16 protein-coding genes and 1 tRNA gene are annotated in these 18,658 nt (G+C 74.6%); 7 read left to right on the top strand and 10 right to left on the bottom strand.

The annotated features are described in order from the left end of the window. Window positions 1-12: 12 nt before the first annotated feature. The 3 genes from ACI78S_RS00395 to ACI78S_RS00385 all read left to right on the top strand — a co-directional run bounded on the left by ACI78S_RS00395 (window position 13) and on the right by ACI78S_RS00385 (window position 2,916). Window positions 13-924: a metallophosphoesterase gene (locus ACI78S_RS00395; RefSeq protein ID WP_456970203.1), complete on the top strand. Its 912-nt coding sequence runs from the start codon at window positions 13-15 to the stop codon at window positions 922-924. A gap of 50 nt (window positions 925-974) precedes the next feature. Continuing rightward, window positions 975-1,048, top strand: a tRNA-Pro gene (locus tag ACI78S_RS00390). A 56-nt stretch (window positions 1,049-1,104) separates the two neighbouring features. Continuing rightward, window positions 1,105-2,916, top strand: a complete 1,812-nt coding sequence (locus ACI78S_RS00385) for a prolyl oligopeptidase family serine peptidase (RefSeq protein WP_456970202.1) — start codon at window positions 1,105-1,107, stop codon at window positions 2,914-2,916. Here the strand turns inward: ACI78S_RS00385 and ACI78S_RS00380 are convergent. Both ACI78S_RS00380 and ACI78S_RS00375 read right to left on the bottom strand, forming a co-directional pair. Beyond that, window positions 2,913-3,965, bottom strand: coding sequence for an aspartate-semialdehyde dehydrogenase (locus ACI78S_RS00380; RefSeq protein WP_456970201.1), 1,053 nt, complete (start codon window positions 3,963-3,965; stop codon window positions 2,913-2,915). The two genes, ACI78S_RS00385 and ACI78S_RS00380, sit on opposite strands and share 4 nt — an antisense overlap. After that, entirely contained in the window at window positions 3,962-5,230 is a 1,269-nt protein-coding gene (locus ACI78S_RS00375) for an aspartate kinase (protein WP_456970200.1), read from the bottom strand. The genes ACI78S_RS00380 and ACI78S_RS00375 overlap by 4 nt, the downstream gene beginning before the upstream one ends. A gap of 24 nt (window positions 5,231-5,254) precedes the next feature. Here ACI78S_RS00375 and ACI78S_RS00370 point away from each other — a divergent pair, with 24 nt between their 5' ends. The 4 genes from ACI78S_RS00370 to ACI78S_RS00355 all read left to right on the top strand — a co-directional run bounded on the left by ACI78S_RS00370 (window position 5,255) and on the right by ACI78S_RS00355 (window position 10,317). Continuing rightward, window positions 5,255-6,847 (top strand): phospholipase D family protein, encoded by a 1,593-nt coding sequence (locus ACI78S_RS00370; protein WP_456970199.1) that lies wholly within the window; start codon window positions 5,255-5,257, stop codon window positions 6,845-6,847. A 155-nt stretch (window positions 6,848-7,002) separates the two neighbouring features. Next, window positions 7,003-7,632, top strand: a complete 630-nt coding sequence (locus tag ACI78S_RS00365) for a helix-turn-helix domain-containing protein (RefSeq protein ID WP_456970198.1) — start codon at window positions 7,003-7,005, stop codon at window positions 7,630-7,632. A 163-nt stretch (window positions 7,633-7,795) separates the two neighbouring features. Then, a complete protein-coding gene (gene leuA / locus ACI78S_RS00360; RefSeq protein ID WP_456970197.1) occupies window positions 7,796-9,538 on the top strand; it encodes a 2-isopropylmalate synthase in 1,743 nt (580 codons plus the stop codon). Between the two features lie 41 nt (window positions 9,539-9,579). Then, window positions 9,580-10,317: a VOC family protein gene (locus ACI78S_RS00355; protein WP_456970196.1), complete on the top strand. Its 738-nt coding sequence runs from the start codon at window positions 9,580-9,582 to the stop codon at window positions 10,315-10,317. Here ACI78S_RS00355 and mnhG read toward each other — a convergent pair. From mnhG to ACI78S_RS00315, 8 genes are all read right to left on the bottom strand, one after another. Further along, window positions 10,314-10,724 (bottom strand): monovalent cation/H(+) antiporter subunit G, encoded by a 411-nt coding sequence (mnhG, locus tag ACI78S_RS00350; protein ID WP_456970195.1) that lies wholly within the window; start codon window positions 10,722-10,724, stop codon window positions 10,314-10,316. The genes ACI78S_RS00355 and mnhG overlap by 4 nt on opposite strands. Beyond that, entirely contained in the window at window positions 10,721-11,053 is a 333-nt protein-coding gene (locus ACI78S_RS00345) for a monovalent cation/H+ antiporter complex subunit F (RefSeq protein WP_456970194.1), read from the bottom strand. The genes mnhG and ACI78S_RS00345 overlap by 4 nt, the downstream gene beginning before the upstream one ends. Continuing rightward, window positions 11,050-11,640: a Na+/H+ antiporter subunit E gene (locus ACI78S_RS00340; RefSeq protein ID WP_456970193.1), complete on the bottom strand. Its 591-nt coding sequence runs from the start codon at window positions 11,638-11,640 to the stop codon at window positions 11,050-11,052. The genes ACI78S_RS00345 and ACI78S_RS00340 overlap by 4 nt, the downstream gene beginning before the upstream one ends. After that, window positions 11,637-13,298, bottom strand: a complete 1,662-nt coding sequence (locus ACI78S_RS00335; RefSeq protein ID WP_456970192.1) for a Na+/H+ antiporter subunit D — start codon at window positions 13,296-13,298, stop codon at window positions 11,637-11,639. The genes ACI78S_RS00340 and ACI78S_RS00335 overlap by 4 nt, the downstream gene beginning before the upstream one ends. After that, a complete protein-coding gene (locus tag ACI78S_RS00330) occupies window positions 13,295-13,822 on the bottom strand; it encodes a Na(+)/H(+) antiporter subunit C (protein ID WP_456970191.1) in 528 nt (175 codons plus the stop codon). Before ACI78S_RS00330 ends, ACI78S_RS00335 begins: the two co-directional genes overlap by 4 nt. After that, window positions 13,819-16,713, bottom strand: coding sequence for a Na+/H+ antiporter subunit A (locus ACI78S_RS00325; RefSeq protein WP_456970638.1), 2,895 nt, complete (start codon window positions 16,711-16,713; stop codon window positions 13,819-13,821). The genes ACI78S_RS00330 and ACI78S_RS00325 overlap by 4 nt, the downstream gene beginning before the upstream one ends. A gap of 90 nt (window positions 16,714-16,803) precedes the next feature. Beyond that, window positions 16,804-17,463 (bottom strand): response regulator, encoded by a 660-nt coding sequence (locus tag ACI78S_RS00320; protein WP_456970190.1) that lies wholly within the window; start codon window positions 17,461-17,463, stop codon window positions 16,804-16,806. Further along, on the bottom strand, window positions 17,460-18,653 hold the full coding sequence (locus tag ACI78S_RS00315; protein WP_456970189.1) for a sensor histidine kinase: 1,194 nt from the start codon (window positions 18,651-18,653) through the stop codon (window positions 17,460-17,462). Before ACI78S_RS00315 ends, ACI78S_RS00320 begins: the two co-directional genes overlap by 4 nt. Window positions 18,654-18,658 lie beyond the last annotated feature (5 nt).

Raw genomic sequence — 18,658 nt, 5'->3', positions numbered from 1 at the left:
GGCTGGACCACCGTGCGCTGGTACACCGCTCTGCCCACCGCCGCCGTCGCCACCGGCGCGGCCACCGTCGCCTACGCGAGCCTCTACGAGCGCACCCGCTGGACGCTGCGCCGCTTCGACGTCCCGGTCCTGGCGCCGGGCTCGCGGCCGCTGTCGGTGCTGCACCTGTCCGACCTGCACATGACCGCCGGGCAGCGCAGCAAGCAGGCGTGGGTGGCCGGGCTGGCCGCGCTGCAGCCCGACCTGGTGATCGACACCGGTGACAACCTCGCCGGCTTCGACGCGGTGCCGCCGACCCTGCGGGCCCTGGACCCCCTGCTCGACCGCCCCGGCGCGTTCGTCACGTCGTCCAACGACTACTTCGCGCCGCGGCCGAAGAACCCGCTGAAGTACTTCAAGAAGGACCACAAGCGGGTGCACGGCGAGAAGCTGCCCTGGCGCGACCTCCGCGACGGCCTCGTCGAGCGCGGGTGGCTGGAGCTCACCAACGCCCGCGGCGAGCTCAAGGTCGACGGCCGGCGGATCGTCCTGGCCGGGCTGGACGACCCGCACCTGAAGCTGGACCGCTACGAGCGGGTGGCCGGGGCGGCCGACCCCACGGCCGACCTGCGGATCGGGCTGGTGCACTCCCCCGAGCCGCGGGTGCTCGACCGGTTCGCCGCGGACGGCTACGACCTGGTGCTCTGCGGCCACACCCACGGCGGGCAGCTGCGGGTGCCGTTCTACGGCGCGCTGGTCACCAACTGCGGGATCGACCGGGCCCGGGTGCGGTGGCTGCACCGGTGGGCCGGGCCGACGGCGACGAACCCGAACGGCACGTGGGTGCACATCTCGGCAGGTCTGGGCACCAGCCCGTACGCCCCCGCGCGGTTCGCCTGCCCGCCGGAGGCCACCCTGCTCACGCTCACGCCGCGGGAGGTCTGAGGCCCGCCGCCGGGCCGCCGGAGGCGCACGTTAGACTCGTCCTCGCACCTCGGGGTGTGGCGCAGCTTGGTAGCGCGCGTCGTTCGGGACGACGAGGTCGCAGGTTCAAATCCTGTCACCCCGACTCTGTGCTCAGGGGCCGCCGTTGGCGGCCCCTGAGTCGTTTGACCAGGAGGTCGCATGAGCGCAGCGCCGGAAGCCCCCGCCCTTCCCCCCGAGGTCACCGCCCGCTGGCAGGCGCGCTTCCGCGCCCCCCGGGTGAGCCTGCCGGAGTGGGCCGAGGACGCGCCGGACCGCTGCCTGTACTCCTCCGACGTCAGCGGCGTCGTCGAGCAGTACGCCTGGGACCGCTCGACCGGCGCCCACCGGCAGGTCACCGACCGGCCGAACGGCACCCTCATCGGCACCCTGTCCCCCGACGGCGGGACCATCTGGTGGTTCGCCGACACCGACGGCGACGAGTTCGGCACCTGGCGGACCCAGCCGTTCGCCGGCGGGCCCGACACCGAGCCGCTGCCCGAGGTGGGCCCGGCCTACCCCGCCGGGCTCGAGGTGGGCCGCACCCTCGTCGCCGCCGGCCGGTCCACCGACGACGGCAGCGAGCTGTGGCTGGCCCCGCACGGCGGAGAGGCCCGGGTGGTCTACCGGCACGAGGACCCGGCGTCGGTCGACGCGCTCAGCCGCGACGACGAGCTGCTGGTCATCTCGCACTCCGAGCACGGCGACCCGCGCTACCCCGCCCTGCGGGTGCTCCGGACGGCCACCACGACCCTCGACGCGCCCGCCGTGGTCGCCGACAAGTGGGACGGCGAGGGGCGCGGCCTGCACGCGCTGGAGTTCGGCCCGCTGCCCGGCGACCGCCGGCTGCTGGTGGGGCACGAGCGGCGCGGCCGCGAGGAGCTGCTGATCTGGGACCTCGCGACCGGCGAGGAGACCGAGCTCGTCCTCGACCTGCCCGGCGACGTCACCGCCGGCTGGTACCCCGACGGCTCGGCGCTGCTGGTCGGCCACGACTCCGCCGCCCGCAGCGAGCTCTACCGCTACGACCTGGGCAGCGGCCGGCTGGAGCGGCTGGAGACGCCGCCGGGCGTCGTCCGGGGCGCGACCGCCCGCCCGGACGGCACCGTGGAGCTGGCGTGGTCGTCGTCGGTGGAGCCGCCGGTGATCCGGCGGGCCGACGGCCCCGTCGTGCTCTCGGTGTCCGAGCAGCCGCCGCCGGCCGCGTACCCGGTCGAGGACCGCTGGGTCGAGGGCCCCGGCGGGCGGATCCACGCGCTGCTGGTCCGCCCGCAGGACCGGCCCGCGCCGTACGCGACCGCGTTCCTCGTGCACGGCGGCCCCGAGGCGCTGGACGACGACTCCTACCGCGCGCGGCGGGCCGCCAACGTCGACGCCGGCTACGCGGTCGTGCACGTGAACTACCGCGGCTCCACGGGCTACGGCAGCGAGTGGCGCGACGCGCTCACCGGGCGGCCGGGGCTGACCGAGCTGGAGGACGTCGGCGCCGTCTACGACGCGCTGGTGGCCGAGGGCGTCGTCGACCCCGACCGGGCCATCCTGTCCGGCGGCTCCTGGGGCGGCTTCCTGACCCTGCTCGGCCTCGGCACCCAGCCCGAGCGGTGGGCCGCCGGGATCGCCGAGGTGCCGGTCGCCGACTACCTGGCCGCCTACGAGGACGAGATGGAGGGACTGCGGGCCTACGACCGGGCGCTGTTCGGCGGCTCACCGGAGGAGAAGCGCGACGTCTACGTGCGCTCCTCGCCCATCACCTACGTCGACGCGGTCGCCGCGCCCGTGCTCGTCGTCGCGGGCGCCAACGACCCGCGCTGCCCGATCCGCCAGATCGAGAACTACCTGGCCGCGCTCGACCGGCTGGGCAAGCCGCACGAGGTGTACCGGTTCGACGCCGGCCACGGCTCGCTGGTGATCGAGGAGACCATCCGGCAGGTCGAGGTCGCGCTCTCCTTCGCGCTACGCCACGTGCAGCCCTAGCGGGACCGCGCCACCAGCTCGGCGATCTGGACGGTGTTGAGCGCGGCGCCCTTGCGCAGGTTGTCGTTGCTGACGAACAGGGCGAGGCCGCGGCCGTCGGGGACGCCGGGGTCCTGCCGGATCCGGCCGACGTAGCTCGGGTCCTGGCCGGCGGCCTGCAGCGGGTTCGGCACCGAGGACAGCTCCACGCCCGGGGCACCGGTCAGCAGCTCGGTGGCGCGCTCGACCGGCAGCGGCCGGGCGAACTCGACGTTGAGCGACAGCGAGTGGCCCGTGAAGACGGGGACCCGCACGCAGGTGCCCGAGACGAGCAGGTCGGGGATCCCGAGGATCTTCCGGCTCTCGTTGCGGAGCTTCTGCTCCTCGTCGGTCTCGAAGCTGCCGTCGTCGACCAGCGAGCCGGCCATGGGCAGCACGTTGAACGCGATCGGGCGCACGTACTTGACCGGCTCGGGGAAGGTGACCGCCGAGCCGTCGTGGGTCAGCTCGGCGGCCTTGTCGACGACCGCCTTGACCTGGGTGTCGAGCTCCTCCACGCCGGCCAGGCCGCTGCCGGAGACCGCCTGGTAGGTGCTGGCGACGATGCGGACGAGCTGGGCCTCGTCGTGCAGCGGCTTGAGCACCGGCATCGCGGCCATCGTCGTGCAGTTCGGGTTGGCGATGATGCCCTTGCGCATCTCGGCCAGGGCGTGCGGGTTGACCTCCGCGACGATCAGCGGCACGTCGGGGTCGCGGCGCCAGGCCGAGCTGTTGTCGATGACCGTCACGCCGGCCTCGGCGAACTTGGGCGCCAGGGTCCGCGAGGTCGTCGCGCCGGCCGAGAACAGGGCGATGTCGAGGCCGCTGGGGTCGGCGACGGCGGCGTCCTCCACCTCGATCTCGCCGCCGGCCCAGGGCAGGGTGCTGCCGGCCGAGCGGGCGGAGGCGAAGAAGCGCAGCTGGCTCATGGGGAACTCGCGCTCGGCGAGGATCCTCCGCATCACGCCGCCGACCTGGCCGGTGGCGCCGACGACGCCGACCCGGAGCCCGTCGTCCTTGAAGATGCTCATCGTCCGGTCCCTCCGTAGACCACGGCCTCGACGTCGTCGGTACCCAGGTCGAACGCGTCGTGCACCGCGCGCACCGCGACGTCGACGTCGGTGTCGCGGCAGACCACGGAGATGCGGATCTCCGAGGTGCTGATCAACTCGAGGTTGACGCCGGCGTCGGCCAGGGCGCCGAAGAACCGCGCCGAGACGCCGGGGTGCGAGCGCATGCCCGCGCCGACCAGCGAGACCTTGCCGATGTGCTGGTCGAAGCTGACGTCGGTGAACCCGACGGTGTTCCGGACGTTCTCCAGCGCCGCGAGGGCGGCCGGGCCGTCGCTCTTGGGCAGCGTGAAGGAGATGTCGGCCAGCTTGCTCGCCTCGGCCGACACGTTCTGCACGATCATGTCGATGTTGATCTCGGCGTCGGCGAGCACGCGGAAGATCTGCGCGGCCTCACCCGGCCGGTCGGGCACGCCGTAGACGGTGATCTTGCCCTCGCTGCGGTCGTGCGCGACGCCGGTGATGATCGCCTGTTCCACCGAGAGGTCCTCCATCGAGCCGGTCACGATCGTGCCGGGGAGCTGTGAGTAGGAGCTGCGGACGTGCACGGGGATGCCGTAGCGGCGGGCGTACTCGACGCACCGGAGCATGAGCACCTTGGCGCCGGAGGCGGCCAGCTCGAGCATCTCCTCGTAGGTGATGGTCGACAGCCGCCTGGCGTTGGGGACGATCCGCGGGTCGGCGGTGAAGACGCCGTCGACGTCGGTGTAGATCTCGCAGACGTCGGCCTGCAGCGCGGCCGCGACCGCGACGGCGGTGGTGTCGGAGCCGCCGCGGCCCAGCGTGGTGATGTCCTTGGTGTCCTGGCTGACGCCCTGGAAGCCGGCGACGATGACGATCGAACCGTCGTCGAGCGCTGAACGCAGCCGGCCGGGCGTCACGTCGATGATCCGGGCCTTGCCGTGGCTGGACGTCGTGATGACGCCGGCCTGCGAGCCGGTGAACGACCGGGCCTCGTAGCCGTGCGTGGAGATCGCGATCGCCAGCAGCGCCATGGAGATGCGCTCGCCGGCGGTGAGCAGCATGTCCAGCTCGCGACCGGGCGGGGCGTCGGTGATCTCCTTGGCCTGGTCGAGCAGCTCATCGGTGGTGTCGCCCATCGCGGAGACCACCACGACGACGTCGTGACCGTCCTTCTTGGCGCTCACGATCCGCTCGGCGACGCGCTTGATGTGCGCTGCGGACGCGACGGACGAGCCGCCGTACTTCTGGACGACGAGTGCCACGGCTCCACAGGCTACCGTCGCCGGGTGGACGATCCGGAGCAGTGGCTGCTCAGCGCCGAGGAGCGGGGCAACCCCGCGACGGCGCTGCCGGCCTGGACGGCGGGCAACCTCGCCGAGCCGCTGGTCCACGGGGCGACCTACTTCGACCGGCTGGTCGAGGAGGTCGAGACGCTCGGCGCGGGGGACCACCTCTTCTTCACCGACTGGCGCGGTGACCCCGACGAGCGGCTGCGCGACGGCGGCCCGACGGTGGCCGAGCTGTTCGAACGGGCGGCCCGTCGCGGGGTGTGCGTGCGCGGGCTGGTGTGGCGCTCGCACATGGACGCGCTCTCGTTCAGCAAGGAGGAGAACCGCGCCCTCGACGAGGAGATCGAGCACGACGGCGGGCAGATGGTGCTCGACCAGCGGGTGCGCCGGCTGGGCAGCCACCACCAGAAGTTCGTCGTCCTGCGGCACGCCGGCGACCCGTCGCGGGACGTCGCGTTCGCCGGCGGCATCGACCTGTGCCACTCCCGCCGCGACGACGCGCGGCACCTCGGCGATCCGCAGCCGCTGCGGATGGCCTCGGCGTACGGCGAGCGCCCGCCCTGGCACGACGTGCAGCTCATGCTCCGCGGCCCCGCGGTGCACGTGCTCGACACCGCCTTCCGCGAACGCTGGGAGGACCCCACCAACGCCGACGTCGACCACCCGATCGCCTGGGTGCGCGACAAGCTCCACCACGCCCGGCTCGACCCGCCCCCGCTGCCGCCGCAGTTCCCCGCGCCCCCGGAGTGCGGGCCGCACCTCGTGCAGACGCTGCGCACCTACCCGGCGATCCGCCCGCCGTACGACTTCGCGCCGGACGGCGAGCGCTCGGTGGCGCGCGGATACTCCAAGGCGATCAAGCGGGCCCGCCGGCTGGTCTACCTCGAGGACCAGTACATGTGGTCGGCAGACGTCGCCCGGCTCTTCGCCGAGGCGCTGGCCGAGCACCCCGAGCTGCACCTGGTCGTGATCGTGCCGCGCGTGCCCGACCAGGAGGGCGCCTTCGCCGAGCTGCCGCAGTACGTCGGGCGGTGGCAGGCGATCGAGATGTGCCGGCGGGCGGGCCGGGACCGCGTGCACGTCTTCGACGTGGAGAACCACGAGGGCACGCCGGTGTACGTGCACGCCAAGGTGTGCGTGGTCGACGACGTCTGGGCCAGCGTCGGCAGCGACAACTTCAACCGCCGCTCCTGGACGCACGACAGCGAGCTCTCGTCCGCCGTCCTCGACACCACCCGCGACCCGCGCGAGCCCCGTGACCCGGCCGGCGCCGGCGAGGGCGCCCGGGTCTTCGCCCGCGACCTGCGTCTGGAGCTGGCCCGCGAGCACCTCGACCGGGCACCCGACGGCAGCGAGGACGACGACCTGCTCGACCCCGACCGGTTCGTCGCCGCGCTCACCGCGAGCGCGGACGCCCTCGACGCCTGGCACGAGGGCGGGCGGCAGGGACCGCGCCCGCCGGGCCGGCTGCGCCACCACTCCCCCGAGCGCCTCCCGCTGGTGACCCGGCTCTGGGCGACACCGGTGTACCGCCTCTTCGACGACCCCGACGGCCGCCCGCTCCGCCTGCGCCTCAAGCGCTCGTTCTGACACCGGCCGCTGCCGGGGCGCAGGTGCCTCCCCCGGCGCTAGTGCTCTGCCCACGGTGCCGGGCAGAGCACTAGCACCCGAGCGAGGGTGCAGCCGCCGTCCACAGATCCGTCCGCGGCGGCCCGCCCGACCGCGGCGGCGGGCACCCTGCCGCCGTGCCGTCGTTCGAGTTGACCGGAGCGCTCCGACGGATCCGCCGCACGGCGGATCTCTCGCAGCGCGAACTGGCTGCCCGCCTGGGCGTCTCCACGTCAGCCGTCGCGGCCGCGGAGAGCGGCTCGGCGGGTCCCGACGCACGGGTCCTGGCAGACGCGGCCGAGCTGGCCGGGCTCCGCCTGGCGCGGCTCGACGGCGAGGGGCACGAGGTCGCCGGCATGGCCGACGGCGCGGTGCGGGACCTGGCCGGCCGCCGGTTCCCGGCGCACCTGGACACCCGGTACGGCGACGAGGACTGGTGGCACGGCGACGAGCGCTACAGCCGCGATCAGCCCTGGTACACGTTCGACCGCGTGCGCCGGACCCGGGACTTCCGGCGCGGCCGCCTGGGCACCCCCGACGACCACCAGCTGCCGCAGCCGGGCGATGCGCCGGAGGAGCGCGCGGCCGCTCGCGCGCGGGCCGCCCGTCGCCGGCGGGAGGAGGAGCTGCGCCGCCGGTGGGAGGCGGGCGAGCTGCGCGGGTGGCCGGAGTGGACCTGCACGTGCCCGCCGGAGTGCGCCGAGCTGGACATCGGCGAGCGGCCCGTACACGCCGAGGGTTGCCCGTGTGGGTGCGATGTCGACTGAGGCGCTGCTACCGTGGGCCCGTGCGCGGCAGCCTCCTGCTTACCCGCCGCGGCGAGGCCCTCTCCTAGGTCGGCCCCCTCGCCGCGGAGTCCGCGCGTTCCCGGCGCCCTGCTGACCGCCCCCGTCAGGAGCCGAGTCCAGCCCGCGCCAGAGGAGCCCACCCGTGAGCAGCACGCCGTCCCAGCACCCGCACGTACGCAATCCGCAGCAGCCCTCGCGGATGCCGATCCACCGCTACACCCCGTTCACCCCGGTCGACCTGCCGGACCGCACCTGGCCGGAGAAGGTGACCACCGTCGCCCCGCGCTGGTGCGCCGTCGACCTGCGCGACGGCAACCAGGCGCTGATCGACCCGATGACGCCCGACCGCAAGCGGCGGATGTTCGAGCTGCTGGTCCGCATGGGCTACAAGGAGATCGAGGTCGGCTTCCCGGCGGCCAGCCAGACCGACTACGACTTCATCCGCCAGCTCGTCGAGGAGGACCTGGTCCCCGACGACGTCACCGTCCAGGTGCTCACCCAGGCCCGCGACGAGCTGATCGAGCGCACCTTCGAGTCGCTGCGCGGCGCCAAGCAGGCGATCGTGCACCTCTACAACTCGACCAGCACGCTGCAGCGCCGCGTGGTGTTCGGCTCCGACCGCGCCGGCATCGTCGACATCGCCGTCCACGGCGCCCAGCTGGTGCGCAAGCTGGCCGAGCAGATGGGCGACACCGAGATCCGGTTCGAGTACTCCCCCGAGTCCTTCACCGGCACCGAGCTCGACTTCGCCGTGGAGGTCTGCAACGCCGTCACCGACGTGTGGGAGCCGACCCCCGACCGGCCGACCATCCTCAACCTGCCCGCCACCGTCGAGATGGCCGAGCCCACCGTCTACGCCGACCAGATCGAGTGGATGCACCGCAACCTCGGCCGCCGCGACGCGGTGGTGCTGAGCCTGCACCCGCACAACGACCGCGGCACCGCCGTCGCCGCCGCCGAGCTGGGCTACCGCGCCGGCGCGGACCGCATCGAGGGCTGCCTGTTCGGCAACGGCGAGCGCACCGGCAACGTGGACCTGGTCACCCTGGGCCTCAACCTGTTCAGCCAGGGCATCGACCCGCAGATCGACTTCTCCGACATCGACGAGATCCGCCGCACCGTCGAGTACTGCAACCAGATCGGCGTGCACGAGCGGCACCCCTACGGCGGCGACCTGGTCTACACCGCCTTCTCCGGCTCCCACCAGGACGCCATCAACAAGGGGTTCAAGGCGCTGGAGGCCGACGCGCAGGCCGCCGGCCGGCCGGTCGACCAGATGACCTGGGCGGTCCCCTACCTGCCGATCGACCCCAAGGACGTCGGCCGCAGCTACGAGGCCGTCATCCGGGTGAACAGCCAGTCCGGCAAGGGCGGCGTCGCCTACATCATGAAGTCCGAGCACCACCTGGACCTGCCGCGCCGGCTGCAGATCGAGTTCAGCGCGGTCATCCAGCGGCACACCGACGACGAGGGCGGCGAGGTCACCGCCGAGCAGATGTGGGCGGCCTTCAGCAACGAGTACCTGCCCGACCCGGCGGCGCCGTGGGGCCGGTTCAGCCTCACCGGCCACCGGCACCAGGCGCACGGCGAGAAGCTGGACGAGATGACCGTCGAGCTGGAGGACGCGGGCGTGCCGGTCACGATCTCCGGCCAGGGCAACGGCCCGATCGCCGCGTTCGTCGACGCGCTGCGGGCCCTCGACGTCGACGTCCGCGTCCTCGACTACGCCGAGCACGCGCTGTCCGCCGGCGGCGACGCCCGCGCGGCCGCCTACGTCGAGTGCGCCGTCGGCGACCGGGTGCTGTGGGGCGTCGGCGTCGACCCGAACATCGTCACCGCGTCGCTGCGCGCGGTGGTGTCGGCGGTGAACCGGGCCCAGCGGTAACGCCGGTTTCCGGAGGCGGGTTCATCGGGGAGGATCAGGGCGTGACGCAGCTCACGCCCTACCTCTCCGTCCGCGACGCCCGGGCGGCGATGGACTGGTACTGCGAGGCCCTCGGCGCCCGGGTCGTCGGCGACCCCTACGTGATGGACGACGACCGGATCGGCCACGCCGAGATGGAGATCGCCGGCGCGACCCTCTACCTGGCCGACGAGTACCCCGAGCTCGGCCTGTCCAGGCCGCAGGACGGTCCGGTCGCGGTCTCGCTGCACCTGACGGTGGACGACGTCGAGGCCGCCGTCACCCGCGCCGCCGACCTGGGGGCCACGGTCGAGCGCCCGCCGGCCGACGGCCCGGGCGGCCGGATCGGCGTCGTCGTCGACCCGTACGGGCACCGGTGGATGCTGCACACGGCGACCTCCCCCGCCGTGGAGCCGCGCCCGCCGGTCCGCCCCGGCGACGCCGTGTACCTCACCCTCCAGGTGCCCGACGGCGCCCGCGCCCGCGACTTCTACGAGGCGGTGCTGGGCTGGGCCGCCGTCCCCGGCCGGGTGGCGGACGGCTGGCAGGTGGAGGGGCCGGTGCCGAGGGTCGGCATCGGCGGCGGGTCCGCGGAACCGGGCACGGTGCCGATGTACGCCGTCGACGACATCGAGGTCGCCGTCGCCACGGTCCGCACGGCCGGCGGGCAGGCCGGGGACGTCGAGCGGATGCCCTACGGGCTCACGTCGCTGTGCCGCGACGACCAGGGGCTGCCGTTCTACCTGGGCCAGCTCGGCTAGGTCGCGCGACCGGACGGTGGCTCCTCCGGCGGCGCGTCGGCCGGTTCGTCGCCCTCGTGGTAGCGGTCGTACGACGTCCCGCTGCGCAGCTCGTCGACCAGCATGAGGTCGCGGCGCACGTGCCGGCGGCGGTAGGCCACCCGGCTGACCATGTGCGCGCTCACCGGCGCCGTCAGCATCTGGAACAGCGCCACCAGCAGCAGCATCCAGGTGACCGACCAGCCCTGCAGCCGGATCGCGCTGCCCACCATGATCAGCAGCACGCCCAGGACCTGCGGCTTGGTCCCGGCGTGCATGCGCGCGAGGACGTCGGGGAACCGCAGCAGCCCCACCCCGGCCGACAGGCACAGGAACGCGCCGAGGCCCAGGCAGGCCAGGGCGACGACGTCGGCGGACGACTCGATCACGGTGCTCCGTCCTCCCGTCCGGTCGCGGGGCCTGCGCCGGCCCCCGCCCCGTCCTCGGCCGCGCCGGCGCGCAGCAGCATCCCGCCGATGTAGCGGGCCACCGACACCGAGCCGACGAACGCCAGCAGGGAGACGACGACCAGCACCCGGACCACGGTGGGGTCCCGCGCCAGCCCGGCGTGGACGGCGAGGCCGGCGGAGATGATCACCAGCAGGGTATCGGTGGCGACGACCCGGTCGAGCAGCGACGGACCGCGCGCGAGGCGGACCAGCGTCAGCAGCGCCCCGAGGCCGATCATCGCGTACAGCACGGCGTAGGTGGCCGTCACGAGCGGCCTCCTCGCGCCTGCAGCCCGGCGGCGGCCTCCGCCAGGTCGGGCGAGAGGCCCAGGCGGGCCAGGTCCTCCGGACCGCCGAAGGCCCGCACGATCCGCTCCTCCTCGGCCAGCACGCGCTGCTTCTGCGCCTCGACGGTGGCGGCGTCGCGCGCGTCGAGCAGGTGCAGGCCGAGCACCCGCCGGTCGCGGTCGAGCTCCACCACGATGGAGCCCGGGATCAGGCAGACCGTCTCGGCCAAGATGGTCAGCAGCAGGTCGTTGTCGGTGCGCGCCTGCACCGCGATGATCGCCCCCCGCGGCCGCCCGGGCCGGAAGGCCAGCCACACCACCTGGGCGCAGGAGGCGACCACGTCGACCAGGAAGCGCACGGCGTAGACCAGCGCCGGCCACGGCCGGAAGCGCAGGCCGCCGGCCTCCGGCGGGAGGGGCAGCAGCCGGGTGACCACCAGCGCCAGGAGGAGCCCGGACAGCAGGTTGGCCCAGGACCAAGTGCCCCACAGCAGCATCCAGACGAGCACGAGCCACAGCACCGGGGGCAGGTGGTGCCCCCAGCGCGCGGGTGCGGGACGCCCGGTCACCCGCCGCTCCCGGCGTCCAGCACCGCCGCGACGTACGGGGTGCGGTCCAGCAGGTCCGCCGCGGCGCGCTCGGCCATCCCGTAGAGCGGCCCGGCCACGAAGGTGAGCGCGAGGGTGACCACCACCATCCCGGCGGTCGCGCCCACCATCAGCCGCGGCAGCGGTCGTTCGCTGACCCGCGCGGGCCCGGCGGCGGCGTCCTCCTGGGGGTGCGACGCGGTGGCCACCGCCTGGTGCCGCTCCCAGGCGGTCAGCCCGGCCCCGGCGCCCGAGGGGTACGCGGCCCGCTCACCTCCCCCGGCGCCGCGGGCGTCGCCGTCCCGCCCCTCCGCGGGCTCGGCCAGCGGCCGCCAGAACGCCCGGGTCCACACGCGGGCGATCGCCAGCAGGGTCAGCAGGCTGGCCACCACCCCGCCGACGACGAGGGTGAGCGCCAGCCCGCCACCCTCGGCGACCCCGGCCTGCAGCAGCCCCACCTTGCCGATGAACCCCGACAGCGGCGGGATGCCGGCGAGGTTCATGGCCGGCACGAAGAACAGGACCGCCAGCAGCGGCGACAGGCGGGCCAGCCCACCGAGCCGCTCGATCGACGTGGACCCGCCCTGGCGCTCGACCAGGCCGGCGACGAGGAACAACGTGGTCTGGATGGCGATGTGGTGGGCCACGTAGAAGACCGCTCCGGCCAGCCCCGCCGCCGTCGCCAGGCCCACGCCGAAGACCATGTAGCCGACGTGGCTGACCAGCGTGAACGACAGCATCCGCCGGATGTCGGTCTGCGCGACCGCGCCGAGGATGCCGATGAGCATGGTGGCCAGCGCGGCCCACAGCAGCACGTCGTCGAGCGCGCCGCCGGGGAACAGCAGGGTCTGCGTGCGGATGATCGCGTAGACGCCGACCTTGGTGAGCAGGCCGGCGAAGACCGCGGTCACCGGGGCGGGCGCGGTCGGGTAGCTGTCGGGGAGCCAGGCGTAGAGCGGGAAGACCGCGGCCTTGATGCCGAACGCGATGAGCAGCATCGACTGGACCAGCAGCGCCGTCCCGGCGGGGATGTCGTCGAGCCGGCCGGCCAGCTGGGCCATGTTGACCGTGCCGGTCGCGGCGTACACCAGCCCGATCGCGGCGAGGAACAGCAGCGAGCTGGTGAGGCTGACCACCACGTAGGTGATGCCGCCGCGGACCCGGGGAGCGGTGCCGCCCAGCGTGAGCAGCACGTAGCTGGCGACCAGCAGGATCTCGAAGCCGACGTAGAGGTTGAACAGGTCGCCGGCCAGGAAGGCGTTGCTCACGCCGGCGATCAGCACCAGGAATGTGGGGTGGAAGATCGACAGCGGCGTCTCCTCGTCGCCGTCCGCCGAGCCCTGGCCGATGCCGAACAGGAGGACGCCGAGGCCGACGGTGGACGCGACGACGAGCATGAGGGCCGAGAGCCGGTCCACCACCAGGACGATGCCCAGCGGGACCGGCCAGCCGCCCACCGAGATGGCCGTGGCGCCCTCGGCGTCGGCCAGGAACAGCAGGGCGACCGAGACCCCCAGCACGCCCGTGAGCACCACCGTGCTCACGGTGCGCTGGAGGAGCGGGTGGTGACCGGCGAGCAGCGCCGCCGCGGCGCCCAGCAGGGGCAGCAGCACCGGCAGCGGGGCGAGGGCGCTGATCACCGGCCGCTCCTCCTCCCCTGCGTCGGCGGGAGGTCGACGTCGTCGGACGGGATGCCCGCGAAGTGCCGGCCGAGCAGCTCGTCGACCTCGTCGCGCAGGCTGTCGGCGTGCCCGGCGGGGCGGTCCTCGGCGGCGAGCTCGTCGGGGTCGAGCTCGTCGGAGTCGAGCCCGGACCGGGTGGCCACCCGGCGGTCCTCCTCGTCGATGCCGACGACCTCCTCGCGGACGAGCCGCCACGACCGGTAGATCATCGCGAGCACGAACGCCGAGGCGGCGAAGGTGATCACGATCGCGGTGAGGATCAGCGCCTGCGGCAGCGGATCGCTCATCTCCTCGGGTTCGGCGAAGCCGAGGATCGGCGCGAGCGCGCCCGGGCCGCCGGCCGACAGCAGCAGCAGGTTGGTGGCGTTGCCGAGCAGCAGGAACCCGAGCAGCACCCGGGTGAGGCTGCGGTCGAGCAGCAGGTAGACGCCGGCGGCGTAGAGCCCGCCGATGACCACCGGCAGGACGACGGTGGGGGTCATCGGACGGTCACCTCCTCGGGGACGGCCGCACCGGAGGCCGCGTCGTCGGGCAGGTCGTCCTGACCGGCCTCCTCCTCGCGGTCGAGCTCCGCGCCGAGGCTGCGCAGGATGTCGAGGACCAGCCCCACGACGATCAGGTAGACGCCGACGTCGAAGAACAGCGAGGTCACCAGCTTGACGTCGCCGAGGACGGGCACGGCCGCCTCGACGATCACCGACTGCAGGACCTCCCCGCCCCACAGCAGGCCGGTCACCGCGTACCCGCCGGCGATCAGCAGGCCCAGGCCCAGCACCTTGCCGGGGTCGACCGGGGCGGCCTCGCCCAGCTCGTAGCGGCCGCCGGCCAGGTAGCGCAGCACCATGGCCAGCCCGGCGACCAGGCCGCCGGCGAAGCCGCCGCCGGGCTCGTTGTGCCCGGAGAAGAGCAGGAACAGCGAGAACACCAGGATGGTGTGGAACAGCAGCCGGGTGACCACCTCCAGGATCACCGACCGCCGCTGCGGCGCCAGGGTGGCGCTGGCCGCGAGCCAGCGCCGGCGCGGCGCCCGGCGCCCGGCGCCCTGCCCGGTCAGCCGGTCGCGGGTGGCCCGCGCGATGAGCCCGGTGCGCTGGCGCAGGAACACCAGGCTGGCCACGCCGGTCGCGGCCACGACGAGCACCGAGATCTCCCCGAGGGTGTCCCACGCCCGGATGTCGACGAGCGTCACGTTGACGACGTTCTCCCCGCCGCCGAACTCGTAGGCCTGCTCGGGGAAGTCCGTCGACACCGGCTCGGCGGTGCGGGAGGACAGCGCGACGGCGCCGACCACGGCCATCAGCAGGCCGACGGCGATCGCGAGGAAGCCGCGGGCCGCCCGCTCCCGGGGGCGGTGCCGCTCGGTGATCTCCTTGGGCAGCTTGCGCAGCACCAGGACGAACGCCACCAGGGTCAGCGTCTCGACGAGGAACTGGGTGAGGGCGAGGTCGGGCGCGCCCTGCACCGCGAACAGCAGCGCCAGCCCGTAGCCGGTGACGCCCACGACCAGCACGGCCGACATGCGCTGCCGCATCCGGACGGCGAGCAGCGCCGCGGCCAGCATGACTGCGCCCACCAGCGCCTGGACCGGGGTGTCCCACGCCCGCCACTCCGCCGGCCAGGGCGCCCGGGTGAGCAGCACGGTGCCCGGCAGCGCGAGCAGGACGACGAGGATGGTGCCGAGGTAGGCCGGCAGGGAGCCGCGCTGCGTCGTCCCGGTGAGCAGCACCGACAGCCGGTCGAGGAACTGGATCACGTTCCAGTAGCCCTCGTCGGCCGAGGCGCCGAACGCCACCCGCTTCTGCAGCCGGCCGACCGGGGTGCGGGCCGCGAACAGCGCCGCGCCGCCGACCAGCGTGAGCGCGGAGAGCAGCAGGGCGGGCTGCAGGCCGTGCCACAGCGCGAGCTCCTCGGCCTCGGGCGCGATCAGCGGCAGCGCGTCGGCGTACCTGGCCACCAGCGGCTCGAGGAGGGTGCTGCCGGGCCCGGCCACCACGCCGGCGACGGCGAGCACCGCCGGCGGGAGCAGGAACAGCGCCCCGGGCGGGTGCGCCAGCTCCGCGGGCGCGGTCGGCGGCAGCTCGGGCTTGCGGGCGAACGCGCCCCACACGAACCGGATCGTGTAGGCCGCGGTGAGCACCGACCCGAGGACCAGCCCGGTGAGCTCGAGGAGGGCCACCGTGCGGTCGGGGAGGCCGCCGTCCAGCAGGGCGGTGAACGCCGCCTCCTTGCCGACGAAGCCGAGCAGGGGCGGGACGCCGGCCATCGAGGCGGCCGCGAGCCCGCCGATCGCGGCCAGCACGGGCAGCCGCCGGCCGAGCCCGGACAGCTGCCGCAGGTCGCGGGTGCCGGTGGCGTGGTCGACGACGCCGACGACGAGGAACAGGGTGGACTTGAACAGCGCGTGCGCCACCAGCATCGCCAGGCCGGCCGCCGCCAGCTCGCGGCTGCCGCCCCCGACCAGCACGGTGAGGAAGCCGAGCTGGCTGACCGTCCCGAAGGCGAGCAGCAGCTTGAGGTCGGTCTGGCGCAGCGCCCGGTAGCCGCCGACGAGCATCGTGGCCAGCCCCAGGCCGAGGACGAGGGGCCGCCAGCCCGGGACGTCGGACAGCCCCGGCGCGAGGCGGGCGACCAGGTAGATGCCGGCCTTCACCATCGCCGCCGCGTGCAGGTAGGCGCTGACCGGGGTGGGCGCCTCCATCGCGGCGGGCAGCCAGAAGTGGAAGGGCACCAGCGCCGACTTGGTGACCGCGCCCACCAGCACGAGCACGGTGCCGGCGGTCATGAAGCCGCCGCTGCCCGGGTCGGCCACCACCTCCGACAGCAGGTAGCTGCCGCTGGCCTCGCCGACGAGGATCAGCCCCACCAGCATGGCCAGGCCGCCGGCGGTGGTGAGGACCAGCGCCTGGCTGGCCGCCCGTCGGGCCGCCACCCGTCGTCCCGACCCGCCGATGAGCAGGAACGAGAAGACGGTGGTGAGCTCCCAGAAGACGTAGAGCAGCAGCAGGTCGTCGGCGAGGACCAGGCCGAGCATGGAGCCGGCGAAGGCGGTGAGGGTGCCGGCGAACCGGCCGACGCCCTCGTCCCCGGGCTCGAAGTACCGGGCGCAGTACAGCAGCACCAGCGCGCCGACACCGGTGACGAGCGCGGCCAGCGTGAGCGCGAGGGCGTCGAGCCGCAGGACGACGTCGAGCTCGAGGGCGCCGATCCACGGCGTGCGCTCGCGGACCTCGCCGCCGTCGAGCACCCGGCCGAGCTGGGCGAGGACCCAGACCAGACCGGCGGCGGGGACCACGGCCAGCGCCGCGAACGCCTGCCGTCCCCACCACCGCACGAGCAGCGGCGCGCACAGCGCGGCCACGAGGTGGAGGAGCAGCAGTACGAGCAGGATGGCTCCCGGGAGTCGCAGGGTCGGCTCTCCGAGACCACAGACGTCGGTCGTCCACGGCCGGCGGTGACACCGAGCCTACCTGCCCGGCGTGACCAGCCCGCTCTCGTAGGCGAACGCGACGGCCTGCACGCGGTCCCGCAGCCCCAGCTTGAGCAGTACCCGGCTCACGTGGGTCTTGACCGTGGCCTCGCCGAGGTAGAGCCGCGCGGCGATCTCGGCGTTCGAGAGGCCGGCGGCGACCAGGGCCAGGACGTCGGTCTCCCGCTCGGTGAGCGCGGCCAGCCGGCCGGCCGCGCCCGGGTCGGGGGCGGGCGCCGCCGCGAAGGACTCGATGACCCGCAGCGTGACGGCCGGGTCGAGCAGGCCCTGCCCGGCGGCCACGGTACGCACGGCCGCGACCAGGTCCTCGGGTGGGGCGACCTTGAGCAGGAACCCGCTCACCCCGGCGCGCAGCGCCGCGGCGACGTACTCGTCCTCGTCGAACGTGGTGAGGACGACGACCCGCGTGGGCAGCCCGGCCGCGACGATCCGCCGCGCGGCCTCGAGCCCGTCCATGCCGGGCATGCGGATGTCGAGCAGCACGACGTCCGGCCGGGTCTCGGTGACCACGCGGACGCCGGCGGCGCCGTCGGCGGCCTCGCCGACCACCTCGATGTCGCCCTCGGCGGCCAGCACCATCCGCAGGCCGGTGCGCACCATGGCCTGGTCGTCGACCAGGACCACCCGGATGCTCACGCGCCCACCTCCGCCGGAGCCGGCCGCGGCCCGCCCGGCGGCGGGGCGACCGGGAGGGGGAAGGCCGCGCGCACGCGGTAGCCGCCGCCCCGGACCGGGCCCACCTCCAGCCGGCCGCCGACCACGGCGACCCGCTCGCGCATGTGCAGCTGGCCGTGCCCGCCGGTGCCCGGGACCGGCGGCGGCGTCGGCACCCGCGCCCGGCCGTCGTCGGTCACCGTGACCGTGACGCGGTCGGCCGCGTACCCGACCTCCACCGTGGTGGCCGCGGCACCGGCGTGCCGGACGACGTTGGACAGCGCCTCCTGCACGACCCGGACGGCGGAGACGTCGACCAGCTGGGGCAGCTCCACCGGGTCGCCGGTGACCACCAGCTCGATCGGCATGCCCCCGGTGCGCAGCTCCTCGAGGACGGCGTCGAGCCGCGACAGCGACGGCAGCGGGGCCGGTTCGCCGTCCGGCTGCTCGCGCAGGATGCCGACCACCCGGCGCATCTCGTCGACCGAGTCGCGGCCGAGCCGCTCGAGGCCGCGCAGCACCTCCTGCGCCTCGGGGTGGTCGGGCAGCAGCCGGCGCAGCCCGCCCATCTGCAGCACCATGACGCTCACCGCGTGCGCGACCGAGTCGTGCACCTCGCGGGCGATCCGGGCGCGCTCGGCGGTGGTGGCCGCCGCCGCCACGGTCTCCTGCTGCTCGGCCAGCCGCGCGGCCAGCACCTGCAGCTCGTGCGCCCGCCGGCGGGACTGCGCCACCAGCGTGCCCACGACCGCGGCGGAGCCGAGCACCAGCAGGTAGAAGATCGACTCCCACGGGTTGGGCGCGAAGATCGAACCGAGCACGGTGGCCAGCGCCGCGGCCGCCCCGGCCGCGGGCAGGGAGCGGCGGGGTGGGAGGACCGCGACCGCGTGGCCCACCAGCAGGCCCATGCCGACCAGCTGGGAGCCGCCCGGTCCGGGCGCGCCCCCGAGCAGGTTGACCAGCACCGTGAGCGCGCCCAGCGCCGGGGTAGCCGCCGGCCAGCGGGGGCAGACGCCGAGCAGCACCGCCACGAGGACGCCCGGCGCGGCCAGCGCGAGGCTGTCCTGGAGGCCCTCGATGAGCCACTCGGCGATCGACAGGACGCCGAGCAGCGCGCCCACGCCCGGCCAGAAGAGGCGGCGGGCGAGCGGGGTGGCGGTCCAGCGGGGCACGGGGA

Source organism: Geodermatophilus sp. SYSU D00815 (assembly GCF_054050035.1).
The sequence above is the reverse complement of the archived record's forward strand: the minus strand, read 5'-3'. Positions and strand labels throughout refer to the sequence as shown.

Coding starts and splice junctions, on each gene's coding strand:
- ACI78S_RS00385 (WP_456970202.1), top strand. CDS start 1,105: ATGAGCGCAGCGCCGGAAGCCCCCGCCCTTCCCCCCGAGGTCACCGCC.
- ACI78S_RS00330 (WP_456970191.1), bottom strand. CDS start 13,822: ATGACCCCCACCGTCGTCCTGCCGGTGGTCATCGGCGGGCTCTACGCC.
- ACI78S_RS00380 (WP_456970201.1), bottom strand. CDS start 3,965: ATGAGCATCTTCAAGGACGACGGGCTCCGGGTCGGCGTCGTCGGCGCC.